At 63.9% G+C, this 26,775-nt stretch carries 27 protein-coding genes; 15 read left to right on the forward strand and 12 right to left on the reverse strand.

Translation table 11 applies throughout. From position 1 onward, the window contains the following. The first annotated feature begins 40 nt into the window (after nucleotides 1-40). The gene (locus tag F3J44_RS10010) at nucleotides 41-832 is read left to right on the forward strand and encodes an ABC transporter ATP-binding protein (RefSeq protein WP_167069292.1); all 792 of its coding nucleotides are present in this window, start codon (nucleotides 41-43) and stop codon (nucleotides 830-832) included. 6 nt (nucleotides 833-838) lie between these two features. On the opposite strand, the gene F3J44_RS10015 is transcribed toward F3J44_RS10010, so the two are convergent. Beyond that, nucleotides 839-1,657 carry an IclR family transcriptional regulator gene (locus F3J44_RS10015; protein WP_167069289.1) on the reverse strand — a complete coding sequence of 273 codons (819 nt, stop codon included), beginning with the start codon at nucleotides 1,655-1,657 and terminating at the stop codon, nucleotides 839-841. A 204-nt stretch (nucleotides 1,658-1,861) separates the two neighbouring features. Here F3J44_RS10015 and F3J44_RS10020 point away from each other — a divergent pair, with 204 nt between their 5' ends. Continuing rightward, complete coding sequence (locus F3J44_RS10020; protein WP_240158302.1) at nucleotides 1,862-3,946, forward strand: TonB-dependent receptor; 2,085 nt, start codon at nucleotides 1,862-1,864, stop codon at nucleotides 3,944-3,946. 63 nt (nucleotides 3,947-4,009) lie between these two features. Then, nucleotides 4,010-5,317: an NtaA/DmoA family FMN-dependent monooxygenase gene (locus tag F3J44_RS10025; RefSeq protein WP_167272031.1), complete on the forward strand. Its 1,308-nt coding sequence runs from the start codon at nucleotides 4,010-4,012 to the stop codon at nucleotides 5,315-5,317. A gap of 39 nt (nucleotides 5,318-5,356) precedes the next feature. Here F3J44_RS10025 and F3J44_RS10030 read toward each other — a convergent pair whose 3' ends face one another. From F3J44_RS10030 to F3J44_RS10040, 3 genes are all read right to left on the reverse strand, one after another. After that, the gene (locus tag F3J44_RS10030; protein ID WP_205299803.1) at nucleotides 5,357-5,605 is read right to left on the reverse strand and encodes a hypothetical protein; all 249 of its coding nucleotides are present in this window, start codon (nucleotides 5,603-5,605) and stop codon (nucleotides 5,357-5,359) included. Nucleotides 5,606-5,861: 256 nt separating this feature from the next. Further along, nucleotides 5,862-6,149, reverse strand: coding sequence for a DUF3077 domain-containing protein (locus F3J44_RS10035; RefSeq protein WP_167069253.1), 288 nt, complete (start codon nucleotides 6,147-6,149; stop codon nucleotides 5,862-5,864). A 105-nt stretch (nucleotides 6,150-6,254) separates the two neighbouring features. Continuing rightward, nucleotides 6,255-6,512: a hypothetical protein gene (locus tag F3J44_RS10040; protein WP_167272033.1), complete on the reverse strand. Its 258-nt coding sequence runs from the start codon at nucleotides 6,510-6,512 to the stop codon at nucleotides 6,255-6,257. 479 nt (nucleotides 6,513-6,991) lie between these two features. Between F3J44_RS10040 and F3J44_RS10045 the strand changes: the two genes are divergently transcribed. The 6 genes from F3J44_RS10045 to F3J44_RS10070 all read left to right on the forward strand — a co-directional run bounded on the left by F3J44_RS10045 (nucleotide 6,992) and on the right by F3J44_RS10070 (nucleotide 14,769). Further along, a complete protein-coding gene (locus F3J44_RS10045) occupies nucleotides 6,992-8,746 on the forward strand; it encodes a phosphoethanolamine transferase CptA (protein ID WP_167272035.1) in 1,755 nt (584 codons plus the stop codon). A gap of 157 nt (nucleotides 8,747-8,903) precedes the next feature. After that, a complete protein-coding gene (locus F3J44_RS10050) occupies nucleotides 8,904-9,506 on the forward strand; it encodes a phosphatase PAP2 family protein (protein WP_167272037.1) in 603 nt (200 codons plus the stop codon). Between the two features lie 163 nt (nucleotides 9,507-9,669). After that, on the forward strand, nucleotides 9,670-10,173 hold the full coding sequence (locus F3J44_RS10055; protein ID WP_167272039.1) for a hypothetical protein: 504 nt from the start codon (nucleotides 9,670-9,672) through the stop codon (nucleotides 10,171-10,173). 282 nt (nucleotides 10,174-10,455) lie between these two features. Beyond that, nucleotides 10,456-11,466: a tRNA dihydrouridine(20/20a) synthase DusA gene (dusA, locus tag F3J44_RS10060; protein ID WP_167069231.1), complete on the forward strand. Its 1,011-nt coding sequence runs from the start codon at nucleotides 10,456-10,458 to the stop codon at nucleotides 11,464-11,466. A 355-nt stretch (nucleotides 11,467-11,821) separates the two neighbouring features. Beyond that, the gene (gene tal, locus F3J44_RS10065; protein WP_167069228.1) at nucleotides 11,822-12,748 is read left to right on the forward strand and encodes a transaldolase; all 927 of its coding nucleotides are present in this window, start codon (nucleotides 11,822-11,824) and stop codon (nucleotides 12,746-12,748) included. A gap of 176 nt (nucleotides 12,749-12,924) precedes the next feature. Next, nucleotides 12,925-14,769 (forward strand): alkaline phosphatase D family protein, encoded by a 1,845-nt coding sequence (locus F3J44_RS10070; protein WP_167272042.1) that lies wholly within the window; start codon nucleotides 12,925-12,927, stop codon nucleotides 14,767-14,769. A 130-nt stretch (nucleotides 14,770-14,899) separates the two neighbouring features. Here F3J44_RS10070 and rssC read toward each other — a convergent pair whose 3' ends face one another. Both rssC and rssB read right to left on the reverse strand, forming a co-directional pair. Beyond that, nucleotides 14,900-15,382, reverse strand: a complete 483-nt coding sequence (gene rssC / locus F3J44_RS10075) for an anti-sigma factor antagonist RssC (protein WP_167069222.1) — start codon at nucleotides 15,380-15,382, stop codon at nucleotides 14,900-14,902. Beyond that, nucleotides 15,379-16,608 (reverse strand): two-component system response regulator RssB, encoded by a 1,230-nt coding sequence (gene rssB / locus F3J44_RS10080; RefSeq protein ID WP_205299804.1) that lies wholly within the window; start codon nucleotides 16,606-16,608, stop codon nucleotides 15,379-15,381. The genes rssC and rssB overlap by 4 nt, the downstream gene beginning before the upstream one ends. 224 nt (nucleotides 16,609-16,832) lie before the next feature. Here rssB and F3J44_RS10085 point away from each other — a divergent pair, with 224 nt between their 5' ends. Next, nucleotides 16,833-17,132 (forward strand): PilZ domain-containing protein, encoded by a 300-nt coding sequence (locus F3J44_RS10085; RefSeq protein WP_167069219.1) that lies wholly within the window; start codon nucleotides 16,833-16,835, stop codon nucleotides 17,130-17,132. Between the two features lie 50 nt (nucleotides 17,133-17,182). Here F3J44_RS10085 and F3J44_RS10090 read toward each other — a convergent pair whose 3' ends face one another. Continuing rightward, a complete protein-coding gene (locus F3J44_RS10090; RefSeq protein WP_167272043.1) occupies nucleotides 17,183-17,890 on the reverse strand; it encodes a VacJ family lipoprotein in 708 nt (235 codons plus the stop codon). Between the two features lie 188 nt (nucleotides 17,891-18,078). On the opposite strand from F3J44_RS10090, the gene F3J44_RS10095 reads away from it, so the two are divergent. Continuing rightward, a complete protein-coding gene (locus tag F3J44_RS10095; RefSeq protein WP_167272045.1) occupies nucleotides 18,079-18,642 on the forward strand; it encodes a phosphonoacetaldehyde phosphonohydrolase-related protein in 564 nt (187 codons plus the stop codon). Between the two features lie 123 nt (nucleotides 18,643-18,765). After that, nucleotides 18,766-19,029 (forward strand): DUF4404 family protein, encoded by a 264-nt coding sequence (locus tag F3J44_RS10100; protein ID WP_167069210.1) that lies wholly within the window; start codon nucleotides 18,766-18,768, stop codon nucleotides 19,027-19,029. Between the two features lie 39 nt (nucleotides 19,030-19,068). On the opposite strand, the gene queF is transcribed toward F3J44_RS10100, so the two are convergent. Then, nucleotides 19,069-19,899, reverse strand: a complete 831-nt coding sequence (gene queF, locus F3J44_RS10105) for an NADPH-dependent 7-cyano-7-deazaguanine reductase QueF (RefSeq protein WP_167272047.1) — start codon at nucleotides 19,897-19,899, stop codon at nucleotides 19,069-19,071. A gap of 68 nt (nucleotides 19,900-19,967) precedes the next feature. Then, complete coding sequence (locus F3J44_RS10110) at nucleotides 19,968-20,471, reverse strand: plastocyanin/azurin family copper-binding protein (protein WP_167069203.1); 504 nt, start codon at nucleotides 20,469-20,471, stop codon at nucleotides 19,968-19,970. Nucleotides 20,472-20,722: 251 nt separating this feature from the next. Between F3J44_RS10110 and F3J44_RS10115 the strand changes: the two genes are divergently transcribed. Together F3J44_RS10115 and F3J44_RS10120 are read left to right on the forward strand one after the other, a co-directional pair. Then, nucleotides 20,723-21,403 (forward strand): heavy metal response regulator transcription factor, encoded by a 681-nt coding sequence (locus tag F3J44_RS10115; RefSeq protein ID WP_167272049.1) that lies wholly within the window; start codon nucleotides 20,723-20,725, stop codon nucleotides 21,401-21,403. Beyond that, a complete protein-coding gene (locus tag F3J44_RS10120) occupies nucleotides 21,403-22,746 on the forward strand; it encodes a heavy metal sensor histidine kinase (RefSeq protein WP_304622147.1) in 1,344 nt (447 codons plus the stop codon). The genes F3J44_RS10115 and F3J44_RS10120 overlap by 1 nt, the downstream gene beginning before the upstream one ends. A 100-nt stretch (nucleotides 22,747-22,846) precedes the next feature. Here F3J44_RS10120 and F3J44_RS10125 read toward each other — a convergent pair whose 3' ends face one another. Genes F3J44_RS10125 through F3J44_RS10135 form a run of 3 tightly spaced genes read right to left on the reverse strand, consistent with a single transcriptional unit; the run spans nucleotide 22,847 to nucleotide 26,087 of the window. Next, nucleotides 22,847-24,088, reverse strand: coding sequence for a lipoprotein-releasing ABC transporter permease subunit (locus F3J44_RS10125; protein WP_167069195.1), 1,242 nt, complete (start codon nucleotides 24,086-24,088; stop codon nucleotides 22,847-22,849). Nucleotides 24,089-24,145: 57 nt separating this feature from the next. Then, nucleotides 24,146-24,829 (reverse strand): lipoprotein-releasing ABC transporter ATP-binding protein LolD, encoded by a 684-nt coding sequence (gene lolD / locus F3J44_RS10130; protein WP_205299805.1) that lies wholly within the window; start codon nucleotides 24,827-24,829, stop codon nucleotides 24,146-24,148. A gap of 7 nt (nucleotides 24,830-24,836) precedes the next feature. Further along, on the reverse strand, nucleotides 24,837-26,087 hold the full coding sequence (locus tag F3J44_RS10135; protein ID WP_167069189.1) for a lipoprotein-releasing ABC transporter permease subunit: 1,251 nt from the start codon (nucleotides 26,085-26,087) through the stop codon (nucleotides 24,837-24,839). A gap of 93 nt (nucleotides 26,088-26,180) precedes the next feature. Between F3J44_RS10135 and F3J44_RS10140 the strand changes: the two genes are divergently transcribed. Beyond that, the gene (locus tag F3J44_RS10140) at nucleotides 26,181-26,765 is read left to right on the forward strand and encodes a PilZ domain-containing protein (RefSeq protein ID WP_167069186.1); all 585 of its coding nucleotides are present in this window, start codon (nucleotides 26,181-26,183) and stop codon (nucleotides 26,763-26,765) included. Nucleotides 26,766-26,775 lie beyond the last annotated feature (10 nt).

Genomic DNA, 26,775 nt, shown 5'->3' on the forward strand with positions numbered 1-26,775 from the left:
AGAATGCATTCCGAAAATCTTGCCCCGCCAAGGACCCACCATGACCGCTCGCCTGCACGCCCACGCCCTGACCCTGCGCCGCGACCAGCGCACGCTTTCCCAGGACCTGTCGCTGGACATCGAAGACGGCGCCTTCACCGTGATTATCGGCCCCAACGCCTGCGGCAAATCCACCTTGCTGGCAGCGCTGGCACGCCTGCTCGTGCCCAGTGCCGGGCACGTGCTGCTCGACGGCCAGGACATCCAGCAGCGCCCGGCCAAGGATGTAGCCCGGCGCCTGGCGCTGCTGCCGCAAAGCGCCAGCGCCCCCGATGGCATCAGCGTGGGCGAGCTGGTGGCGCGGGGCCGCTACCCGCACCAGAGCCTGTGGCGGCAGTGGTCGGCCGACGACGAGCAGGCGGTGCAACGGGCCATGCACGCCACCGGCATCGAGGCCTTGGCCGAACGCCCGGTGCAGGCGCTGTCCGGCGGCCAGCGCCAGCGGGTGTGGATTGCCATGGCCCTGGCCCAGGACACGCCGATTCTGCTGCTGGACGAACCGACCACCTACCTGGACATCGCCCACCAGTTCGAGCTGCTGGAACTGCTGCGTGAACTCAACCGGCAAGGCCGCACCATCGTCGCCGTGCTGCACGACCTGAACCAGGCCTGCCGCTACGCCAGCCACCTGGTGGCGATGCGCGATGGCGCGATCATCGCCCAGGGTAAGCCTGCGCAGATCTTCACCGAAGCGCTGGTGCAGCAGGTGTTCGGCCTTTCGGCCCTGATCGTCCCCGACCCCATCACCGGCACGCCGATGCTGGTGCCGCGCGGGCAACCGGCCAGCGCCTGAGCCGCCCTAGGCCGGCAACACCGGCGCCGGGGCCCCCAGCATGCGGCCACCGGTGGCCTGGTTGACCTGGGCGGCCTGGTGGAACAGCGCCTGGCGGTCCTCGGCGCTGCGCAGTTGGCCAAGGTCGGTGACGGTGGTCATCACGCAGACAATTTCCTGCTGGGCATCGAACACCGGCGCCGCCTGGCCGGTGACGTTCGACAGCAGGTGGCTGGTGAGCTCAGCCCAGCAATGCTCACGAATCTGCTCCAGCACCTGGGCAGCCGGTGGCGTGCCGCGAAAATGCGCCGGCTGCAGCTTGCGCGCGGCATCGATGGTGGCCTTGGGCAGGAAGGCCTGGAACACCAGGCCACAGGCGGTGTTGTCGATCGGCAGGATATCGCCCAGGGCCAAGGGGTTGATCGAGAAGTAGGCGCTGCGGTACCAGCGCACCAGGGTCGGGCCTCGGTCGGTCCAGATCGCCACGCCACCGCTGGCCGCATGCTGCTGGGAAAGCGCCTTCATGTGGCGGGCGGCAATCTCCACCGCATCCACCCGCTTCAACGCGCCAATGCCAATGCTCAGCGCTGCCGGGCCCAGGTCGTACAGCCCGGTGGCCGGGTCCTGCTGGGCCAACCCTTCCTTGACCAGGCTCTGCAGGTAGCGGTGCGCCGTGGAGCCGCCGGTTGCGGTGCGGCGCGCCACCTCGCCCAGGCTCAGCTCACTTTGCGCATTGGCCAGCACATTGAGGAAGCGGGCGGCAATCGACACCGACTGAATGGTGCCGGAACGCTTTTCGCCCGGGCTCTCCGGCGCCTCGTCGGCGGGGGACTGCAAAGTGTTCAACGGGCTATCTCCTCAGTTCTGATTGTTCGGCCGGGCGGCGGGCGCGGCGCACCCATCATACCGCCAGCACCCATCGCCTGGCGCGCCACGCGGTTCAATTCGAACAGATATACCACAATGAGGAACATATTCTTTATTGTGGAATGCGATATCACCGTGATACCTTGCGCCGCAAACGAGGATCGTTCTCATTTGGAGGTTGTCTTGAAGTACCCTGCGCAACGCTCGTTAGGCCACGGATTCGGAGTTCTGACCCTGTCCACCCTGCTCGCCAGCCCCACCGCCCTGGCCGACCAGGCAGCTGCTGCCGGCAGCCAGCAATACGTGCTGGACGCCGTGGTCGTGACCGGTGAAAAAGTGCAACGCGACCTCAGGAACACCGCCTCGTCGGTGTCGGTGAAGAACGCCAACGAGATCGACCGCCTCAAAACCGGCGACGCCTCGGTGCACGAAGTGCTCAACGATGTGCCCAACGTGCTCTACACCGACACGGTCGGCGCGCCGATCATCCGTGGCCAGGACACCCAGGGCCCGAACAACGGTGCCAACGTGTTCTGGGGCGGCACGGTGCCCCGCGCCACCATCAACCTCGACGGCCACTACCTGAACTACAACGAGATGTACTTCGGCGCACCCTCGGTGTGGGATGTCGACAGCATCGAGGTGTACCGCGGCCCGCAAACCACCAGCCAGGGTGCCAACGCCATTGCCGGGGCCATCGTGGTCAAGACCAAGGACCCGACCTTCACCCCCGAGGCGGCCTACCAGGCAGAGCTTGGCAGTTACCATTCGCGCCGCAGTTCGTTGGCCGTGTCCGGGCCGCTGAGCGAGGATGTGGCCGGCCGCCTGGCGCTGGACTACTCGGCGCGCGACACCTTCATCGACTACACCAACCGCTCGTTCGCCAGCCACAACACCGACCAGGACTTCCGCTCGCTGAACCTGCGCGGCAAGCTGCTGTGGCTGCCCAGTTCGGTCAGTGGCCTGGGCGTGAAGTACACCTTCGCCCACGGCGATTCCAACCGCCCCACCCAAGAAGCGGCCTCGCGCCCCTTCCACGACCTGGACCATACCGGCGCCACCATGCCCAGCTGGCACCAGCAGAGCAACACCCATATCGTCGATGTGGACTACGACCTGGACAACGGCATCAAGCTGTTCAACCAGACTCAGTACTCGTTGTCAAACGTGCACCGGGTGATCGGCGTGGCCAACGGCGGCGACGCCGATATCCGGCAGAAGAACTATTCCAACGAAACCCGCCTCACCTTCGGCGAACAGCAAGACACCCTCAGCGGCATGGCCGGGCTGTACCTGGCACGCACCGACTCCGACGAAATCCTCTACTACAGCGGTATTTCCGATTTCGACGACAGCAAGCGCAACCTGGGGGTGTTCGGCGAGCTGAACTACCGCCTGAACGACCGCTGGACGCTCACCACCGCCCTGCGCTTCCAGCAAGACCAGATCCGCCGCAGCGGCACCTCGCCGTTCGCCAGTGGCGGGCTGGACTACGACAAGACCTTCTCGGCCTTCCTGCCCAAGGTGTCGCTGGCCTACGCCCTGACCCCTGAATGGACCCTCGGCGGCATGGTCAGCCGTGGCTACAACCCAGGCGGGGTGTCGCTGAACCTGAGCAGCAAGCGTTTCGAAACCTTCGACGACGAGCGCATCTGGAACTACGAGCTGTTCGCCCGCTCCAGCCTGCTGGACGACCGCCTGCACCTGAACGGCAACCTGTTCTACATGGACATGCAAGATGCCCAGTACAACATTCCGGTGGTGCTCGCCTCGGGGCTGACCCAGTCCTACACCATCAACGCCGAAAAAGCCCATGCCTATGGCCTGGAACTGTCGGCCGACTATCGCGTGCTGGACAACCTCACCCTCAAGGCCAGCGCCGGCGCGCTGAAAACCCGTATCGACAGCATCGATGCCAACAGCAGCTACGCCCACAACGAGTTCGCCCGCTCGCCGGGCTACACCGTGAGCTTCGGCGCCAGCTGGGACATCACCGACCGCCTCAACGTCAATGCCCAGGTACGCCACATCGACGGTTACTACTCGGACGTGGCCAACACCCGCAGCTATTCGGTGGACGGCTACACCCTCACCGACGCGCGCATGAGCTACCGCTTCAGCCAGCAGGTGGAGCTGTACACCTACGTGAAGAACGTGTTCGACCAGCGTACCCCCACCTACATGCAGACCAACCGCGGCATTGGCGGCATCGAGGCCAGCATGACCGAACCGCGCATGCTGGGCGTGGGCGTGAAAGGTACGTTCTAACTGGCACCACATGGTAAAACCCTGGCCGGCACCCACCGGCCAGACTGATTTCTGGAGACCCTGATGACCCCACGAAACGGCCTGCACATCGGCATGTCACTCGCCCCCACCTGGCTCAGCGGCGAAGGCTGGCGCCGCCCCGACAGCCGGGTGGAAACCCTGTTCGGCAGCGACTTCGCCCTGGATATCGCCCGCCGCTCGGAAGCGGCGCACCTGGACTTCGTGTTCCGCCCGGATGTCAGCTGCGTGGTGGCCGACGCCCTGGAAAGCGGCTCGGGGTTCACCAGCCTCGACCCTACCCTGCTGCTGGCCGCGCTTACCCGCGAAACCTCGCGCATCGGCCTGGTGACGACCATTTCCACCACGTTCTTTCCGCCCTACCTGGTGGCGCGCCAGCTGCAGTCGCTGAACTGGCTGAGCCAAGGCCGGGTTGGCTGGAACATCGTCACGGCCTTGCAAGGGCATGAGAATTTCGGCCTGGCGGCCATGCCCAGTGCCGAGGAGCGCTACGCCCGCGCGGCGGAGTTCACCGAGGTGGTGCAACGCCTGTGGCGCAGCTTCCCGCAGCAGGCCTTGCTGATCGACCGCGCCAATGGCCGCTACGCCGACCCTGCGCAGGTGCAGGCCATTGCCCATGAGGGGGATTTCCACAAGGTGCAGGGGCCGCTCAATCTGCCTGAGCAGGGCGCACGGATTCCGCTGATTCAGGCGGGCGCGTCCGACAGCGGCCGCGACTTCGCCGCCCGGGTGGCCGACATCGTCTTCGCCCCCACCCCCGACCAGGAAGCCGCCGCGGAGCTGCGCCGCGACCTCAGCCGGCGCGCCGAGCGCCATGGCCGCAACGCCGCCGACATCCGCTTGCTGCCGGGCCTGAGCCTGTTCCTGGCCGACACCCGCGAAGAAGCCCGCGAGCTGTTCATGGCCACCCATGCGCGGGTGGATGTGGCGCGCAAGCATGCCTCGATCAAGCAGATGACCGGCCTGGACCTGGCCGCCTGGCCGAGCGACCGCCGCATTCACGCCAGCGACCTGCCGCCGCTGCAGCTGCAACCGGGCGCCAGCCGCACCCATGTGGGCCTGCTCCGGCGCCTGATCGAACGCGAGTCGCTGTTGCCCAGCGAGCTGCTGATGCGCCCGGAAGTGCTGTCGGCGGCGCACTGGCAGGTGATCGGGACGGTTGACGATGCGGTCGACGAGATTGCCGACTGGGCCGAGGCCGGAGTGATGGATGGCTTTATCGCCGCGCCCGGTGGGTCGTTTGGGTCGGTGTACCGTTTTCTGGATGAGGTGGTACCGCGGCTGGTGGAGCGGGGGCTGTTCCGCGCGCGGTACCAGGGCAGTACCTTTGCGGAGCATTTGCGGCGATATTGAGGGCTTGCCGAGGGGTGAAAAAAGGGTTTCGCCGAGCCGCTACACGACCAGCCGGGCTAAATGCTGCAGGGTATGGATGACATGCTGCGCCTCGCGGATAGCAGGCGTGGACTGAGGGGGAATAGCCACCGCAGAGTCGCACTGATCACAGACACCAACCAGAATATCCTTGGCTGCACCCTGGCCATCGCTGAACGGTACGTCTCGACGAGCATAGAGCATCTGCACCACGGCCTTGCAGTGTTCGCACAGCGCCTTGCCAGTGTCCCCTTCCAACAGGATTTTCATGATCTGGTTACTCTTTGGTGAACACTGATGAACCAGGTGACTGGCTCAATGAAATAAAACGTCATGCACGCAGTCGCGCTGCAATTACCTGTGGGGGCGGGCTTGTCGAGGCGTCGAACCGCCGCGAAGCAGGCGACGCGGTGGATGGCACCGGCGAAGCCGGTGTTCGCGGGCAAGCCCGCTCCCACATGGTTCCGTAGGAGCGAGCGCAGCTCGCGATGCGCCGCCAGGCGGCGCTCGTTGCCGCAAACGCCACCTACCTGCGTTTCAAAATCCCCATGTGCGCGTCATCCATCAGCGCTTTAGCCATCTCACACAGATAATGCGAGGCCCACACCAGCGCGGGTTCATCATCCATCACGCCAATAAACGAGGTACGCCGCGCGCAGTCCATCAACACCGAGGCTTGCTCCATGGCGTGGTTGCTGCAATTGCCGGGTTCCACCCGGAACAGGCGCTTGCCTTCGACCACACCGGGCACGCAGGTGGCCGAGCCCACGGTGAAGCCAAGCCTGCCGGTTTCTTCAGGGAGTTCCTTGTCCATCTTCAATCCTCATTCTGCCCCGCCCCTGTAGGAGCGGGCTTGCCCCGCGAATGCGATAGCCCAGGCAACCAAGCCACAAAGCCATCACCCAAACGATCATGCGCCTCAGTGCAACGAGCGCACCTGCCGGGGGTGCTTGATTTGCACCTGCGCAATCGCCGATTCCAGCAGCGTACGCACCGCCTCCAATTCATGGATCACGGCCTGGGTCATGAGGGCTGCAGGCGACTTGGGCAGCGTGGCGACGGCCTGATGGGCCACGGCCAGGCCGCAGAACACGTATTCGCAGGCCTCGACCAGGGTATCTTCGAGGTAATGCGAGGTATCGGGGGTGGAGGGTGGATCGGGGACTATTTTGAGCATGGTTAGATCTCGAGGCTTTGTGAGAGAAAACCACTGCCCATCGCTTGCAGACGAATGGGTGGCGGCTGCATACGGGCCTGCAAGACCGGGGCCTCGGGATGCCCGGCTGACCCTAGGGTCACCCGTACGCAGCCACCATTGAACACAGCCATTGGCATTGCCAACGGCTAACGGTGAGCACGATTCCTGAAGCATCCACGGGCTTGCAGACCCGGCCGTTGAATTTGCAACGGCCCCGCCAGCCTAGGGAGCTGAATCCCCCACCGCAATGCCCCAAAGGCTGATTCAGAACCGTCCTACAAACCAGCAGTAAAATCTGTTTCTGCATATGTAGAAATCGCCAAATTCGCCGCCTCTGTATAATTTGGTTAAGACTTTTTCCATGCTTCGTTAACGGTATTTTCACGTACCGCCCTCTAGCGTCACTGCCTTTCCGGCAGCCCGCCTTTTGGCTGCCGCCATGGTTCAATGAGGCACACGTGGCAAACACCGCATCCCCATCCACGCCCAAGCGCGTGGACTGGGCCGGCCTGGGCTGGCTCCTGCTGTTCTTCTGGTACTTCTCCGGCGTCACCCAGGCGCTTTTGCTGTTCAGCGGCACCACCGGTTTCGCCGGTTTCCGTGACGCCTTCTTCCTCAGCACCCTGTGGCTGGTGCCGGTACTGCTGCTGCCGCGCTTCACCCGTACCACCGCTGCGGTCATCGGCCTGGTGCTGTGGGCTGCCTCGTTGGTAGGCCTGAGCTACTTCGGCATTTACCGCCAGGAGTTCTCGCAAAGCGTCATCTTCGTGATGTTCGAGTCGAACACCGCCGAAGCCGGTGAATATTTCAGCCAGTATTTCAGCGTCGGCCTGATGCTCGGCCTGCTGGCCTATACGGCCGTCGCCGTGCTGCTGTGGACGCGCATCCGCCCGGTCACCCTGCGCCTGCGCAGCCGCATCCCGGTTGCCGTGTTGCTGCTGGCCCTGAACCTGGTGCTGCCGTTCTACAAGCAAATGGTCACCCAGGAACGCAACTTCGCCGATGCGGCGGAAAAAGTGCAGCAACGCATGGAGCCTGCCGTGCCGTGGCAACTGGTGGTGGGCTACCGCCAGTACCGCCAGCAACTGGACAACATGCAGAACCTGCTGGCCCAGAACGCCGCCCTGCCGCCGCTGCAAAACCTTCAGGACAGCAGCGGCCAGGCCCCGCGCACCCTGGTGCTGGTGCTCGGTGAATCGACCACCCGCGAGCACATGCACCTGTACGGCTACAATCGCGACACCACGCCAAACCTTGACGCCCTGGCCGCCGACAAGAACCTGACCGTGTTCCAGAACGTGGTTACCCCGCGCCCCTACACCATCGAGGTGATGCAGCAGATTCTCACCTTCGGCGACGAGGAGCACCCCGACCGCTTCCTCACCGAGCCGTCGCTGATGAACCTGATGAAACAGGCCGGCTACAAGACCTTCTGGATCACCAACCAGCAGACCATGACCAAGCGCAACACCATGCTCACCACGTTCTCGCAGCAGACCGACGAGCAGGTGTACCTGAACAACCAGCGCAACCAGAACGCCAGCCAATACGACGAAGTGGTGCTGCCACCGTTCGAGAAGGCCCTGCAGGACCCTGCGCCGAAGAAGTTCATCATCGTCCACCTGCTGGGCACGCACATGGACTACCGCTACCGCTACCCGGACACCTACCAGCACTTCACCGACCGCCAGGGCGCGCCAGCGGCACTGTCCGACGACCAGGTTGAAACCTACAACTTCTACGACAACGCCGTGCGCTACAACGACTTCGTGGTGTCGAGCCTGATCAAGCGGTATTCCGCGACCACCCCCAACGGCTTCCTGCTGTACCTGTCCGACCATGGCGAGGACGTGTACAGCTCCGGCAACCACGACCGCCTGGGCCGCAACGAAGGCGCCCCGACCCGACCGATGTACACCGTGCCCTTCCTGCTGTGGACCTCGCCAAGCTGGCAGGCCGCGCATCCACGCGACCTGCAGGCCATGGCCAAGCGCCCCTACAGCAGCGCCCACCTGATCCACACCCTGTCGGACCTGGCCGGCTTGAGCTACGCCCAGTACGAACCGGCCAAGAGCCTGGTCAACGCCCAGTTCACCGAGGCCACCCGGTGGATTGGCGACCCGTACCGCAAAGACGGCCTGCATGCCTTCGACCTGCTGCCGCAGGACACCCCAGCGCCGGCGCCGCAGCAGGTTGCCAGCAGCCAGCAGTAGCCGCCGCACAGGCGCCCCAAAAGGCCGACAGGGCAAGGTCCAAGACCCTGCCCTCGGCCTTTTTTCATTCGCCTGATGCCCAAGTGCCACACACCTCAAGCAAGCAGCTTTAATGAAACCTGTAACCGCCTTTGAAATGACCGAGGGGTAACACGCCATGGGCGAACTCGAAGCACTCAACCGTACCCTCTACTTGCTGATCAATGGCAACGCGGACACCCCGCACGGCCTGGTGCAGTTCGCCATCGCCATCGGTGCGGGCCTGATGTACCTGCTCCCGGTGTTGCTGCTGGGCCTGTGGCTATGGGGCAGCCATGGGCAGCGCAGCCTGGTGCTGAAAGCGGCCCTGGTCACGTTGATCGCGCTGTTTGCCAACCTGGCCATCGGCACAATCTGGCCTCATCCAAGGCCGTTCATGCTGGGCCTGGGGCACGCTTGGATGGCCCACGCCGCCAACGCCTCGTTCCCAAGCGACCACATGACCATTTTCACTTGCATCGGCTTGACCCTCCTGCTGGGCGGCGTCGCGGGCTGGGGCGTGGTCGTGTTGCTGGCTGGGCTGGGGGTTGCCTGGGCACGGGTGTTTCTTGGCGTGCACTTTCCACTCGATATGCTGGGGGCGGTGGTGGTTTCGCTGCTGGTGTATGCGGCGTTTACGCCGGTTTGGAGACGGATTGGCCTGCCGGTGACCGGGGTGGTGGAGCGGCTTTACCGTAGCCTGATGGCGAAGCCGATCAAGGCGGGTTGGTTGCGGGGTTGAGCGGCTGATCGTCTGTTCTGAACAGCCGGTTCTACTAGAGTGAAGATAAGCGCGACGTAGCTCGCTTTTACAATTTCGTCGCGCACCATCAATTGACTCTCGCCCCACGGGGTCGATAATCGCCTTCCAAATGCAGCCTATACGCAGGGCAATGGAGGTAATCATGGCAGTCAAGGCAGCAGCACCGGCGCTTATCGTCGCCGCGCTCGCGTTGATCGGTGACTACTCCACCCTGTCACGCCAGGCGGGCGCCAGCGAAGTTCACGAAACAGCTTCTGCCACACCGGGGCTTACCAACCTCAGCAGCTTGATTGCCGCGGTTACTCAGGGCTGGCTGGAACTGGACGCGATCTACGCGACAACCGTTGCGGCACTGGTGGATGCGGATTCATTCGATGAAGCCAGCTACCGGAACAATGTCGAATTGCTAAAGGCCGTGAGGCAGCTGGAACATGACCTGAAAGGTGTCAGCGTGCCTTCTGTGCTGGCGGGCGAACATACGGCCCTGCGCCGAGCTGTGGCCAAGGTGCGCAACCGATTGGCTGTGATTCATGCGGTTTATCAGCAGTTTTCGGCGCCCGCTGAAGGGTTCCAGAGTGAGTTGAGTGGCGACGGGCTTCGAGATCTGGCGGATCACACCACGTGCAAACTCGGCCACCTGGGCTAAGGTTGCGGATAACGGATGGCCATTGAGGTTGCCTTTCATCCCGAAACCTTTGCAGCCTTTTTCGCGCCGATCGATGCGAAAACACCGCAACCCATGATTACCCAAGGACAATCCAAGCGTACGCGCTCGTACTCTCGATAGTGGTGCGAGCTGACGTCTCCGCATCGGCGCCGCCAACCATCACCGTTTCAGACGGCAGCTGCATCAAATTGATAGACTACGCAGATTCCGAATCCCCATCCGCTCCGCCCCGCCGAGCCTGGTACCCTACACGTGTCTCAAATGCCCCAAGCCTCCGCTACACCTCCAGCCTTGCAGCGCCCTGATCCCTCACGGCGTTTTTCCGTTGCCCCCATGATGGATTGGACAGATAGGCATTGCAGATTTTTCCTACGCCTACTCTCCAAACAAACCCTGCTCTACACCGAAATGGTCACCACCGGCGCCCTGCTGCACAACGACGCCCACCGTTTCCTGCGCCACGACGTTTCCGAGCACCCGCTGGCCCTGCAGCTGGGCGGCAGCGTGCCGGCGGACCTGGCGGCCTGTGCCAAGCTGGCCGAAGAAGCGGGCTACGACGAGGTGAACCTGAACGTCGGCTGCCCGAGCGACCGGGTGCAGAACAACATGATCGGCGCCTGCCTGATGGCCCACCCGGCGTTGGTGGCCGATTGCGTGAAGGCCATGCAGGATGCGGTGTCGACGCCGGTGACGGTAAAGCACCGCATCGGCATCAATGGCCGTGACAGCTACGCCGAACTGTGCGACTTCGTCGGCCAGGTACGCGAGGCTGGGTGCCGGAGCTTTACCGTGCATGCGCGGATCGCGATTCTGGAAGGGCTGTCGCCCAAGGAGAACCGCGAGATTCCCCCGCTGCGCTATGACGTGGCGGCGCAGTTGAAAGCGGACTTCCCGGACCTTGAGATCGTGCTCAATGGCGGGATCAAGACACTGGCCGAGTGCCAGGGGCACCTTGAAACCTTCGATGGCGTGATGCTGGGGCGTGAGGCGTATCACAACCCTTACCTGTTGGCCGAGGTGGACCAGCAGCTGTTCGGCAGTGCCGCGCCGGTGGTCAGCCGTAGCGAGGCGCTGGAGCAGTTGCGACCCTATATCGTGGCGCATATGGAAAGCGGGGGCGCGATGCACCATATCACCCGGCATATCCTCGGGCTGGGGCAAGGGTTTCCGGGGGCGCGGCGGTTCCGGCAGTTGTTGTCGGCGGATATTCACAAGGCGGCGCAGCCGCTGCAGGTGTTCGACCAGGCGGCGGAGTTGATGCAGGGGCGGTGAAATCAGGCGGGTGAACACCGCGTCGCCTGCTACCACAGAGAATCGCGTTTTCACCCGTTAACGGCGGACCTGGTAGGAGCGAGCGTAGCTCGCGATGGGCTGCAAAGCAGCCCCGGCGTCATATGCCGCGAAGCTGAAAACCCGGGGCCGCTGCGCGCCCCATCGCGAGCTATGCTCGCTCCTACCCGTTCATCGGCGCAAACCCGTGGGATCGTGCAGCCCGCCTACGGGATAGCCCAAGGGAACCTCGCCCCTCGTGCTGACTCGAATCATCACCGTCGGCAACCCCTGCGCCCTCTTGAGCACCTGCCAGGCCTCGGGTAATGTCGAGTAAATGCACAGGACAGAGCACGCCATGACCTCCAAGCTGGAACAACTCAAGCAGTTCACCACCGTGGTCGCCGACACCGGGGACCTGGACGCCATCACCCGCCTGAAACCGGTCGATGCCACCACCAACCCGTCGCTGCTGCTTAAAGCTGCCGCCATGCCGGGTTACGCCGACCTGCTCAAGCAGGTCAAGGCCGATGCCAAGGGCAATGTGGACCTGGCCTGCGACACCTTCGCCGTGGCTGTGGGCGCGGGGATTCTCAAGGTCATTCCAGGGCGTATTTCCACCGAAGTGGATGCCCGACTGTCGTTCGACGAGCCAGCACTGCTGAACAAGGCCCGCCAGCTCATCGCCCTGTACGAAGCCGCCGGCATTTCCAAAGACCGCGTGCTGATCAAGCTGGCCTCCACCTGGGAAGGCATCCGCGCCGCCGAGAAGCTGGAAAAGGAAGGTATCCAGACCAACCTCACCCTGCTGTTCTCCTTCGCTCAGGCCCAGGCCTGCGCCGATGCCGGGGTGTTCCTGATTTCGCCGTTCGTGGGCCGTATCTATGACTGGTACAAGAAAAGCACCGGGCAGGAATACGTGGGTGCCGAAGACCCAGGCGTGCAGTCGGTAACGCGCATCTACAACTACTACAAGGCCAATGGCTACAACACCGTGGTCATGGGCGCCAGCTTCCGCAACCTCGGCCAGATCGAACAACTGGCCGGCTGCGACCGCCTGACCATCAGCCCCGACCTGCTGGACAAGCTGGGCAGCGACCAGGGCGAATTGCCGCGTATCCTCAAGCCGGGCAATGCCGGTGAGGCCAAGCAGGTGCTGAACGAAAGCCAGTTCCGCTGGGCAATGAACGAAGATGCCATGGGCACCGAGAAGCTGGCCGAGGGTATTCGCCAGTTTGCCCGTGACCAGGAGAAGCTTGAGAAGCTGATGGCTGAAAAGGCCTGATACATATTGGGTTTGCCAGGCGGGCGGGGAATGTTCAGCATTTTCCGCCCGTTTTGTTTTGTGCAGGTTTTGTGATGCAGTGAATTCGCGGGCCTCTTCGCGGGTAAACCCGCTCCCACAGGGTGCTGCGCAGTGTTCGGAAACGGCGCAGGCCCGCCTAGCCTTTCGAGCTGTCGATGACCGTCATCCCTCCGTTGCCCCTCGTACTCGCAGGCCCCGTCCTGCGCCGGCTGGAACCGCAAAGGCTGGCCATTTGGCTGGTTGGCAGCCAGCCCCTGCAGCCTGAATTCATCTTCAACGGCGCCGTTAAGGTCGACTGCCAGGTGGTCCCGGTGGGCAAGCACGCCTTCATCCACCTGTTGGACATCCACTTTGCCGCGCCCTTGCCAGTCAATGTCGAGCTGGCTTACGACCTGGTAATTGAGGGCCAAGGCATCGCCGGCTGGGCAGCGCACCTGCTCTACCCCGGCCAGCCGCGCCCGAACTTCGTATTGCGCGAGCGCCTGGACCAGTTGCTCCACGGCTCCTGCCGCAAGCCACACCACCCCGCCGCCGATGGCCTGCTCTGCGCCGACCGCCTGCTGCAGGCCTGCCAGCGCCCGGAGCAGCGCCCCGCCGTGCTGCTGATGACCGGCGACCAGGTGTATGCCGACGACGTCGCCGGCCCAATGCTGCGCGCCATCCATGGGTTGATCGAGCGCCTGGGGCTGTTCGACGAGGCCCTGGACGGCGCCGTGGTCGCCTGCAGCCAGTCGCTCTACCACCACCCGGCCAGCTACTACCGCCGCGCCGACCTGCTGCCCACCCACGCCGGCAACGACACCCTGCGCGAGCGCTTTTTCGCCGGCAAGCGCAAACCGATCTTCTCCTCCAGCAACGCCGACAACCACTTGGTGACCTTCGCCGAGGTCATGGCCATGTACTTGCTGGTGTGGTCGCCGGTGCCCTGGCGCCTGGTGAACCTGCACATGCCAGCCGGCCTGAGCCACCACCACCAAGCCCGCTACCGCGAAGAACTGCCGCTGATCGAGGCATTTGCCTCCAACCTTGGCCAGGTAGCGCGGGCGATGGCCCACCTGCCCTGCCTGATGATCTTTGACGACCACGATATTACCGATGACTGGAACCTCTCGGCCCAGTGGGAAGAAACGGCCTACGGCCACCCCTTCTCGCGACGCATCATCGGCAATGCGCTGCTTGGCTACCTGCTGTGCCAGGCCTGGGGCAACGACCCGGACGGTTGCAATGGCCTGGTCGAGCAGTGCCAGGCAGTGCCCCGGCAACAGGACGAACTGATCGGTGAGCTGCTGCGTTTCCAGGGCTGGCAATTCAACCTGCCCACCGAGCCGCCGCTGCTGGTACTGGACACCCGCACACGCCGCTGGCGCAGCGAAAGCGACCTAGGCAAGCCCTCCGGCCTGCTGGACTGGGAGGCGCTGTGCGAACTGCAGCAGGCGCTGCTCGACCACCCGTCAGCGGTGATCGTGTCACCGGCGCCGCTGTTTGGCGTGAAGCTGATCGAAGCGGTGCAGAAGCTGTTCAGCTGGCTGGGCTACCCGCTGCTGGTGGACGCCGAGAACTGGATGGCCCACCGCGGTGCGGCGCAGGTGATCCTGAACATCTTCCGCCACTCGCGCACACCGGGGCACTACGTGATCCTGTCGGGCGATGTGCACTACTCGTTCGTCTACGAGGTGCTGATTCGCCACCGCCAGCGCAGCCCGCATTTATGGCAGGTGACCAGCAGCGGTATCAAGAACGAATTCCCCCGGCGCTTGCTGGATGTACTGGACCGGCTCAACCGCTGGCTGTATGCCCCGCGCTCGCCACTGAACTGGTTTACCAAGCGGCGGCAGATGCAGGTAACGCCGCGCACACCCAGCCGCAGCAAGGCCGGCGAGCGGTTGTGGAACGGTGCGGGGTTGGGGCAGGTGTTCTTCGATGAGCAAGGGCGCCCGGTGCGGGTGTTTCAGCTAAGTGCCGATGGCAGCGAAGCGGCCGAGTTTGCGCGCCGCAAATGAAAAATCGGGATGACCGCCTTTAGCCTTACCGGCCTCTTCGCGGGCAAGCCCGCTCCTACAAAAGGCTCGGGGGCGGCAAAATCGATGTGGGAGCGGGCTTGCCCGCGAAGAGGCCCGTACAGGCCACCGCTCAGGTGCGCTCCAGGGCGCTCACCAGGTCGTGGAAGGCTTCACGGTTGGAGTCGTTGAGGCCCATGAGGATCTTGTGCGCTTCCAGCACCTTGGAGCGCACCACATCTTCGTTCTGGTCCTGGGACGGCAGGTCGGTCAGGCATTCGGTGCACGGCACCGGGCGGTCGACGATGTTGAATACCTGGTCGAAGCCCATGGACTGCAACAGCCGCGAGATGTCCGGGTTGGTGGTGACCACGGTCGGCAACAGGCCGACCTTCTGCCGCGACAGGATCGACAGCTTGGCCAGCAGGCCCAGCGTGGTGCTGTCGATGCTTTCGGTTTCGGTCAGGTCGATGACGATGGCCGAGAAGTTCAGCGCGGTGAAAATCTTCTCGATCGTCGCATCCAGCGCCGAACACAGGGTCAGGCGCACTTCACCGACGAATTTCAGTACGAAGGTACCGCTCTGCTCGGCGAACTGGATTCTACCGGTACTCATTGAAGGTTCCTGCTCAACACCAATAGGGCGATATCATCCGGCATCTCCCCAAGCGTAGCCAATCCAAATCGTTGGCGCAGCCCATCCAGGCTACCCCCTGCTGCTTTGACGATATCCGGCAAGGCAGCTTCTTTATCTTTGAGCGTATCCCCTGGCAAAAGGTCCAGAATGCCATCGGACATCAGGCTCAGGCTGAATTGCGGCGGCAGCTCGATCACCAGGTCCTGGTAGGTGGCTTCATCGAACAGCCCCACCGGCAGGCCACGGCCTTCAAGGTAGCGCGCCTGGCCCGGGGTATACAGCACGGGCAGCGGCAGGTGGCCGCCCACGGCGTAGGTCAACAGGCCGGTCTCCTCGTCGATCACCCCGCCAACCATGGTCACGTGCTTGCCCAGCTTGCAGTTGATCAGCCCACGGTTGATGTGGCTGAGCACTTCCGAGGGCTTGAACTCGCGCAGCTTGCTGTTGCGCTTGAATTCGAACATCAGCCGGGTGGTCATGAACTTCAGCAAAACGGTAACGAACGCCGAGGAAGCACCATGCCCGGACACGTCGGCCAGGTAGAAGGCGATGCGCCGCTCATCCACGCGGAAATAGTCGGTAAAGTCGCCCGACAGGTACAGCGAAGGGATGATCTGGTGCTCGAACGCGAATTCGCCGGCCTTCCACGGGCTTTCCGGCAGCATGTTCATCTGCACCTGGCGACCGGCGGTCTGGTCTTCCTGCAACAGGTGCAGGCTGGCCTCCAATTCACGGTTGGCCGCTTCGAGCTTGTCGCGGTAACGCTGGTTTTCCAGCACCAGGCGCGAACGGTCGAGGGCCCGGCGTACCGAGTGTTCGAGCACGGCCAGGTCTTCCAGCGGCTTGATCAGATAGTCGGCAGCGCCAAGGCGCAAGGCCTCGACCGCGTCGCTCATCACGCCGGCACCGGACACCACGATCACCGGCAACTGCGGCGCACGCTCGCTGATCTGGCGGATCAGTTCGAGGCCGCCCATCTGCGGCATGCGCAGATCGCAGATCACGAGGTCGGGCTGGTGTTCTTCGAAGACCTGGAGCCCCTGCTGGCCGTTACCGGCCTGGAGGACGCTGAAGCCACTGTCTTCCAGATAGGCGGCGAGGCTCGCACGGACCACGTCGTCATCATCGATGATCAGCAGCGTTGCACTGATTTTCTGCATGTGGGCGAACGGCGCCGATTTGGGTTGGTGCAGGGGCGTCTGCAAAGCTGACATCCGGCTGCTGGAATACTTGTAGTAACGCTCTACTTGAGTTGTAGGCCAAGAACCCGGCCCAGGCAACCGACAGAGGTACCTCGTAAGGCGCAGACGGTACTCCCATCCGCCAGGCGTTTCAAGCATACATGGGTCGAGTTCGGTGCTCTTTACAGGGCAAATCACCGGGAGTTATAAAAACGCCAACCAGTACAACCTATTGGGAAGGACGCAGCATGCCCCATACGCCCACCAGCCACAGTGAAAAACGCGATTTCATCCGCATGCGCATCGACACCGAAGTCACCCTGCTGCACGAGGGGCAGGTGATCGCGGCGGTGTGCCTGGACTTGTCCAGCGGCGGCATGCAGGTGCAGGCCCCCCAGCGTTTCCTGGTGGGCAGCCACCTGGAAGTGCGCATCGATTCCGACCACCCGGCCCTCAAGGGGCTGCATGCCAGCACCGAAGTGGTGTGGATTGCCGACCAACCCGGCGGCCAGCAAAAGCTTGGCCTGCGCATCCTGGCCATGCATTGAACTGTTACGAAAAAGGCGACCCGAAGGTCGCCTTTGCCTGCCCACGACGATCAGAAATCGTCTTCGACGTTGCCGTCCTTGACCTTGAACTCGCGGTTCTGCAGGTAGGCATTGCGGATGAAGATGTACTTGTCACCCTGAATCAACTTCTCGGCCGGCAGCAGCGCGGTGCGGGTGTCGATCACGTCCAGGGCGAAGATCGAATTGCGCGTCGGCACGTGGTCGATGTAGCGGTAGGGTTCGGTGTAGGTGTCCGGGTACTTGGCCAACCCGTCGCGCACGGTGCTTGGGCCAAGCAGCGGGATGACCACGTATGGGCCGCTGGGCACGCCCCAGTGGCCGAGGGTCTGGCCGAAGTCTTCGTCGTTGCGTTGCAGGCCCATCTTGGTGCCCACATCGAAGAAACCGCCCAGGCCGAAGGTGGTGTTGACGATCAGCCGCGCAGTGTCCACGCCCGCCGCATGGGGCTTGAGCTGGAGCACGTCGTTGGCCAGGTTGGTGACATCGCCGAGGTTGCGGAAGATGTTGTGAATGCCATCTTCGAGGAACTGCGGGGTGACCGCCTGGTAGCCCTTGGCCAATGGCTTGAGGGCATAGGTGTCGATCGTGTCGTTGAAACGGAAGATCGGGCGGTTGACCGCTTCCCAGGGATCTTCCTCAGTGGCGGCCTGGCTGGCTGCCATGGGCGCCAGCAACAAGCTGGCACAGACACAGGCCTGGGTGAATCGCTCGATCACACCGGCACCGATCCTACGCATAGATGTTTCTCCATCGGATTTTTCGGCCGCAAGCGCAACAGGTGCGCTGCTGTACGGCGGCAGTATAGAGGCTTGCGCGCTGAGAAACAGCTTCGCACATCCATGCTGAATATTTTGTGAACAAGTGTTGTGCGTCACAGGACGGTAACAATCGCCGCTTAGGCTGCGGTCTATTTGGGGACGTTGCCATGTTCGCTGCACCCGACATTACCGCTGTGCTGTTCGGCCTGCGCGGTTGCCTGGTTCAAACCGCCAACGAAGGTCCCCTGCCCGCCCCGGGCGCCCTCGACACCCTCGCCGGCTTGCGCCAGGCGCAAATCCCGTGCATCTGGCTGGACGACCTGAACAGCCTGCAAAGCCGGCGCCTGGCCAGCGTGCTGCCCGACTGGCTGCCGGGGCACTCGGTGAACGGCGCACGCTGGCCGGCGCCGAACGCCTGCTGGCAAGCCTTGATGAGCCTGGACAGCGAACGCCTGGAAGGCTGCGTGCTGGTCAGCGGTGAACCGCAACTGCTGCAGTCGGGCCTCAATGCCGGGCTGTGGACCGTTGGCCTGGCCACCTGCGGCCCGGCCTGCGACCTCAGCTCCGCGCAGTGGCAGGCCATGACCCAGCAGGAACAGGACCTTGCCCGCGGCAAGGCCACCCTGGCGTTGTTCCGCCTGGGTGTGCATTCGGTGATCGACCACCTCGAAGAGCTGGACACCTGCCTTGCAGACATCGCCCTGCGCCGCAGCAAGGGTGAAAAACCCTGACACAGCCCCATTGATGCAGAGCATGCAAAGCGACGGCGAGTGGATTACGCTTGGGGGCAGGCGAGAACCTTTGCCGCTTCGCTGAGGTCCATGCCTTGCCAAGCCATTGATGGAGTAAAGCCAATGCCTGCCCGCGAATTGCAAGAGCGCCTGAACAGCCTGCGCGAGCAACTGGACCGTAACGTGCCGCTTACCGATGACGAACTGGCCGCCCTGCACGAGGAAGCCAGGCAGATCGAGGCGCAGTTGAAGCTAGAGGAAGCCACGCCGGACAACAATGTGGTCGACGGGGTGAACCTGGCGATCGAACGCTTCGAAGCCGAGCACCCCGACCTTACCGCCACCCTGCGCAGCATTGCCAACTCGCTGCACAGCATGGGGATCTGAAGCCATTGGGGCTGCTTTGCAGCCCCAATGGCACCGACCTTACTGCCGAACCAAGCGCTGGTTCACCGGGCTGATCGCCCCAGTGCTACGGTATGGGTTGATGTCCAGCCCGCCCCGGCGCACATACCGGGCATACACCGTCAGGTGCTCAGGTTGCAGCAGGCTCTTCAGGTCCAGGTAAATCCGCTCCACGCACTGCTCGTGGAAGTCGGCATGCTGGCGAAAGCTGATCAGGTAGGTCAGCAGGCTGGCAGGGTCAAGCGCCCTGCCCTTGTATTCCACCACCACGCTGCCCCAGTCTGGCTGGCCGGTTACCGGGCAGTTGGATTTGAGCAGGTGGCTGTGCAGGGTTTCTTCCACGATGCGCTGCGGGTTGCAGCTCAGCAGCTCCGGCTGGGGCTGCGCGTAATTGTCGATCGCCACTTCCAGGTCGTCGATGCACTGCCCTGGCAGTGCCACCACACCCTGCGCCTGAACCTCTGCCAAAGTCCGCACCTGCACGCCCACCGGCTTGCCGGCCGCCGCCGACAGGTCTTTTTCCAGGCACGCCTGCAGCTCGCCAATTGAGGCGAACACGGTCTGGTTCAGGGAGTTGAGGTAAAGCTTGAACGACTTGGACTCGATGATGTTCGGCGAGTCGGCCGGGATGGCGAATTCACCAATGGCCACCACCGGTTTGCCCGATGGCAACAGCCACGACAACTCGAAGCAGTTCCAGAAGTCCACACCCTGCCACGGCAAGGTCTGGGCGGTGACCCCAAGCTCAGCCCACTTGGCCGTGCGCGGAATCGGGAACAGCAGCGAAGGCGTGTAGGTGGCGATGTATTCGCTGGATTTGCCCAGCGGGGAATGTTCGGCGGCGGGATGCATGGAAACTGACCTGAGGGTTCGAAATTGCCCCTAGTCTACCGGTTTTGCACCCCGCCTTGCAGGCCCGCCTACTCGATGGTCAGCGCCCCGACCATACCGGCCTGGTAATGCCCCGGCACGTTGCAGGCGAACTCGATGGGCGCCGACTGGCGGAAGGTCCAGGTCAGTTCGGCACGCTGGCCGGGCTGCACCAGCACGGTATTGCCAGCGTCATGGCCATGGGCGCCGTGGCCCATCTGCGAATGGTCCATGCCCTCGTGCTGCATGGCGTTGTTGAACAGCTTGCCCTGCATGGCGATCATTTCCTTCTGGTGCTCGGCGTGCATGGCCTTGTCACCCAGGTTGAACTCATGGGGCAACTTGCCTTGGTTGATGAGCACGAAGCGCACGGTTTCACCGGCCTTCACCTGCAGGCTCTTGGGCTCGAAGGCGATGTCCTTGAGCAGCACTTCGACGGTACGGGTGGCCTTGGCCGCCGGGGCGGGCTCGCCGAAGGCGAAGGTTTTCGCCTCGCCGGCCAGGGTCGGCAGGCTGACCAGGGCCAGGGCGGCGGCGATGAACAGGTGTTTCATGATGACTCCGAGGTTTGCAGCGGGATGCAGCCACTCTAGTGAGGGGCGGCTGGCGTGTGGCTTACCGGGAGATTACAACTTTGTCAGCTTGGGCGAGCGGCTGCTTCGTCACGTATCATTTCAGCACCGGCCCGTGCGACCACTGTAGGAGCGGGCTTGCCCCGCGAAGCAGGCGACGCGGTGCATGGCACCGGTTACACCGGTGTTCGCGGGGCAAGCCCGCTCCTACATAAAGGGAAAACCATCAACGCATGAAACTGCTGATCGTCGAAGACCAGGCCCGCACCGGCCAATACCTCAGCCAGGGCCTGAACGAGGCCGGCTTCACCACCGAACTGGCCTCAGACGGCGAAACCGGCCAGTACCTGGCCCTGACCGGCGACCACGACCTGCTGATTCTCGACGTGATGCTGCCAGGCCGCAACGGCTGGCAGATCCTCCAGGCCGTGCGCAACGCAGGCCTGGGCACCCCGGTGCTGTTTCTCACCGCCCGCGACGCCGTGGCGGACCGCGTGCATGGCCTGGAACTGGGCGCCGACGATTACCTGGTCAAGCCCTTCGCCTTTTCCGAGCTGCTGGCCCGGGTGCGCAGCCTGCTGCGCCGTGGCGCCAGCCCCAGCCAGGACACCACCCTGGCCCTGGCCGACCTGCGCCTGGACCTGCTGCGCCGCCGCGCCGAGCGCGCCGGCACGCGCATCGACCTGACCGCCAAGGAATTCGCCCTGCTCGAACTGCTGCTGCGCCGCCAAGGCGAGGTGCTGCCCAAGTCGCTGATCGCCTCGCAGGTGTGGGACATGAATTTCGACAGCGACACCAACGTGATCGAAGTGGCCATTCGCCGCCTGCGCCTGAAGGTCGACGACCCGCACGCCAACAAGCTGATCCACACCGTGCGCGGCATGGGCTACGTGCTCGAAGAGCGCCACGACTGATGCGCCGCATGGCCCTGGGTACGCGCCTGGCCCTGCTGTTCGCAGCCTGCACCGCAGCGGTTTCGCTAGGTGCCGGGCTGCTGTTCAGCCACGCCAGCGCGCAGCACTTCATCGAGCTGGACCAGCAGCTACTGGAATCGCGCCTGTCGCAGGTGCGCAGCCTGCTGGGCGGCCTGGACACCCCTGATGGCCTGCCTGCCCGCCTGCCCGCCCTGCACAGCGAGCTCAGCCACCAGGCCGACCTGGCGCTGCGCATCAGCAGCCACGACGGCGCCGCCTGGTTCACCAGCCGCCCGGGCCTGCCGCCCACGCCCGCCACGCCCGGCCTGTCGACACAGCATGCCAATGGCGTCGACTACCGCAGCCTTGCCGTGCAACTGAACGGCCAAGGTTCGCCCCGGCTGACCCTGTTCCTCGACATCACCCACCACCAGCACTTCCTGCAGGGCATGCAGCGGCTGATCTGGCTCACCGTCGGCCTGTCGGCCCTGGCCACTGCGCTGCTCGGTGCCTGGGCCGCGCGCCGGGGCCTGCGCCCCCTGCGCCAGATAGGCCAGGTGGCCGCCAGCGTGTCGGCGCGCTCGCTCACCACCCGCCTGCCGGTGGCGCAGATGCCCGAGGAGTTGGCGGAGCTGGCCAGCACGGTGAACGCCATGCTGCAGCGCCTGGACGATGCCTTCCAGCGCCTGTCGGCGTTCTCGGCCGATATCGCCCATGAACTGCGCACGCCGCTGTCCAACCTGCTGACCCACACCCAGGTCACCCTCACCCGTCCGCGCAGCCTGGAGGAATATCGCGAGGCCTTGCACGGCAACCTTGAGGAGCTGCAGTGGATGGCGCAAATGATCAACGACATGCTGTTCCTGGCCAAGGCCGACCATGGCCTGCTGGTGCCGGGGCAAGTGGCGCTGGCCTTGCACGAGGAGGTGGATGCGCTGCTGGAGTATTACGCACCGCTGGCCGAGGACGGCGAGGTGCAGTTGCTGCGCGAGGGCGAAGCCCTATTGCAGGGTGACCGGCCCATGTTGCGCCGGGCGCTGTCCAACCTGCTGGACAATGCCCTGCGCTTTACCCCGGCGGGCGGGCAGGTTCGGGTGACGCTGGAGCCAGGGATACGGGTGTGCGTGGCCAATACCGGCGCTGCGATCGATGCGGCGGCGCTGCCGCGCCTGTTTGACCGGTTCTACCGGGTAGACCCGGCGCGGCGCGAGGGCAGCAGTGAGCATGCGGGGCTTGGCCTGGCGATTACCCGGTCGATTGTGCAGGCCCATGGCGGAAGCATCGTTGCACACTGCGAGGGTGGCTGGACCCGGTTTGTGATCGAGCTGCCAGAAGGTGAGTGACAATGCCTCTGGTAGGAGCGAGCGCAGCTCGCGATGCGGCCCATGCAATCGAGCGCCACTTGCGCGGCGCATCGCGAGCTTTGCTCGCTCCTACGGGGGTTTAGACCGCCAGGCCTATCGCCGGCTGCACCTGCGATGCCCGGTACGCCGGGTAAATGGTCGCCAGGAAGCTCATCACCAGCCCCGCTGCACAGATCATCAGCACATCCCCTCCCTGCAGCTCCGACGGCAAGCTGCTGATGAAGTACACGTCGGAGGTAAAGATATGCTGCCCGCTCACCCGCTCCAGCCAACCAACGATCTGGCTGACGTTGAGCGCGGCAATCACCCCGAGCACGCCGCCGATCAGCGTGCCGACCACGCCAATCAAACTGCCCTGGACCATGAACGTGCCCATGATCTGCGCCGGCGTCGCGCCCAAGGTACGGAGGATGGCGATGTCCGGCCCCTTGTCGTTCACCACCATCACCAGGGTGGCGATGATGTTGAACGCCGCCACCGCAATGATCATCAGCAGCAACAGGCCGATCATGGTCTTTTCCATTTTCATCGCGCTGAACAGGCTACCCTGGGTGTGCGACCAGTCATCGGCGCGGTAACCCTCGCCCAGGCCGGCAGCAATCGCCTTGGACACCTGCGGCGCGGCATACAGGTCGTGCAGTTTCAGGCGCACGCCCTGCACCTGGCCCGGCGCCCAATGTTGCATCTCGCCGGCATCGGCCACATGCATGTAGGCCTGGGAGCCATCCAGCTCGGCACCCACCTTGAAGATGCCGACCACGGTCAGGCGCTGCATGCGTGGGGTGATACCACCCGGTTCCTTGCTGATTTCCGGCACGATCAGCGTCAGTTTGTCGCCGGTGTTCAGGCGAAAGCGCCGGGCGGTCATTTCACCGATCACCACGCCGTATTCACCCGGCTGCAGGTCTTGCAGGCGGCCCTGGACGATATGCTGGCCGACGATCGAAACCTTGTCTTCTTCAGCCGGGTCGATGCCGCTGACCTGAATCGGCTGCATCGCGCCCTTGTACGACAGCATGCCTTCCATCTCGGAAATCGGCGCCGCAGCCATTACCGCCGGGTTCTGCAACGCGGCATCGGCAACCTTGTGCCAATCATCCAGCGGCTGCACCCCCAGGATGGCGGCATGCGGCACCAGCCCCAGGATGCGCGAGCTCATTTCGCGCTGGAAGCCGTTCATCACCGACAACACCACGATCATCGCCAGCACGCCCAGCGACAGGCCGATCATCGAGGTCATCGAAATGAACGAGATGAAGTGGTTGCGGCGCTTGGCCCGGGTGTAGCGCGCGCCAATGAAGATGGGCAAGGGTCTGAACATGTAGGGAACACCCAATCAAAACGGGGAAACGGGGCGGTATCGCCACCCCGAGCGCTATCAGATCGCGACCAGGCGGCCGTCTTCAAGCTTCAGCACGCGGTCCATCTGACGCGCCAGGTTGAGGTCGTGGGTCACCACCAGGAACGCGGTACGCGAAGCGCTGGAAAGCTCCTGCATCAACTCCTGGATACCCTGTGCAGTGTGGTGGTCGAGGTTGCCGGTCGGCTCGTCGAGCATCACCAGGCCAGGGCGGTTGACCAAGGCGCGGGCGATGGCCACACGCTGGCGCTCACCGCCGGACAGCTCGGCCGGCTTATGGTGCAAGCGGTGGCCCAGGCCCACGCGCTTGAGCAGGGCTTCGGCGCGCTCACGGGCCTCGGGGATGGCAGTGCGGCCGATCAGCAGCGGCATGCACACGTTCTCCATGGCGGTGAACTCTGGCAACAGGTGGTGGAACTGGTAAACGAAGCCCAATTCGCGGTTGCGCAGCAGGCCGCGGGCCCGTTCACCCAGCGCCGACAGCTCCTCGCCGGCCAGCCAGACGCTGCCCTGGGTTGGCCGGTCGAGGCCGCCCAGCAGGTTGAGCAAGGTACTCTTGCCCGAACCCGAGCTGCCGACGATGGCCACGCGCTCACCGGCGTGCAGCTCCAGGTTCAGGCCGTGCAGCACCTGCACCGACGCCGGGCCCTCGTCGTAGGACTTGCCCAGGTTGCGGCAACTCAGAACGGCTTTATCACTCATGCGCGACTCACTCATAACGTAGCGCCTCTGCCGGCTGGGTGCGCGCTGCGCGCCAGGCCGGGTACAGGGTGGCGAAGAAACTCAGGACCAATGCCGCAGCGCAGACCATGTACACGTCCTGGGCCTGGATCTGCGACGGCAGGTAATCGATGAAGTAGACGTCGGCGTTGAGGAACTTGTGCCCGATCAGTTTCTCGATGCCGGCAATCACCGCGCTGACGTTGAGCGCGGCAATGATCCCGACCACGGCGCCGATCAGCGTGCCGATCACCCCGATCACCGTGCCCTGAACCATGAAGATCAGCATGATCTGCCCGGGCGTGGCGCCCAGGGTGCGCAGGATGGCGATGTCGCCGCGCTTGTCGTTGACCACCATCACCAGGGTGGAAATGATGTTGAACGCCGCCACCGCGACAATCAGCAGCAACAGCAGGCCGATCATGGCCTTCTCCATGCGAATCGCCTGGTACAGGTTGCCGTGGGTACGGGTCCAGTCGCGGCTGTAGAACTCCTGGTCGCCCAACTGCTGGGCGATGCTCCAGGCCACCCGTGGCGCCTGGAACAGGTCGTCGAACTTCAGGCGCAGGCCCTGTACCTGATCGGGTTTCCAGCGGTGCAGGCGGGACAGGTCGGTGATGTTGGTCAGGCCCAGGTAACCGTCGATCTCGCCGGCGCCCACGTGGAAAGTGCCCACCACGGTGAAGCGCTTCATGCGCGGGAACATGCCGGCCGGGGTCACGCTGACCTCGGGGGCGACGAAGGTCAGCTTGTCGCCCACGGCCACGCCCAGCTTGGCCGCGGCCTTGTCACCGATCATGATGCCCCACTCGCCCGGCGCCAGCTGGTCGAGGCGGCCCTGCAGAATGAAGTTGTCGATGATCGACACCTCGCGCTCGCGCGCCGGGTCGATGCCGTTGAGCAACACCTTCTGCACCTTGCCGTCGTGGGTCAGCAGGCCCTGCATCTGCGTGTACGGGGCTACCGCCAGCACCTGCGGATTCTGCTTTACTTGTTGGGCAAGGGCAGGCCAGTTACCTATCGGCTGGCCGCTCTCCAGCGTGGCGTGCGGGATCATGCCCAGCACGCGGGTACGCATCTCGTGGTCGAAACCGTTCATCACCGATAGCACCACGATCATCACCACCACGCCCAGGGCGAGGCCGATCATCGAGGTCAGGGAAATGAACGAGACGAAGTGGTTACGGCGCTTGGCACGGGTGTACCGCGTACCGATGAATGCGAAAAGAGGTCTGAACATGTCGGGGCTTGTTCGGATGAAAGGGAACGTCCTTGTGGCGAGGCGCCTACGGCGGCTTTACACTCGGACCACCGCCGCAACCATGGGTTCGCCATGACGACATTAGACGAAGAAGATCGCCGCGAATACTACCGCATCGAAGATCGGATCGCACTGGAAATCAGCCCGCTCACGGCGGCCGAAGCCCTTGAGCCAGAACTGTTGCAAGATGATTCGCCGCTGTTCAACCTGCTCAGCGAACTGCACCTGTCCGACTTCGAATCGCAGCACCTGCTGCGCCAACTGAGCGAAAAGGACCGCACCCTGGCCGCTTTCCTGCGCGCCCAGAACAAACGCCTGGACCTGCTCAGCGCCGTGGTCGCGCACACCCTGCTTGGCGAAGTCGGCCTGCCGCAGCGGGTCATCATTTCAGAAGGCGGCATCGAGTACGCACAAGCCCAGCCGGTTACCCCCGGCACCCGGGTGAAGGTGAAAATGGTATTGATGCCCCGCGCCCACGGCCTGCTGCTGCGCGGCAAGGTGACCCACTGCGACCCACGCCCTGGCGGCGATTTCGAGGTCGGCACCGAATTTACCGACATGACCGATTCGCAACGGCAACTGCTGGCCCGCTACATCCTCCAGCGCCAACAGCAGCAACGGCGCCAGCAACTGGAACAAGACGGCCCCGCCTCCTGAGCCCTTTTCT

The organism is Pantoea sp. Tr-811 (assembly GCF_011752535.1).
Classification (GTDB): domain Bacteria; phylum Pseudomonadota; class Gammaproteobacteria; order Pseudomonadales; family Pseudomonadaceae; genus Aquipseudomonas.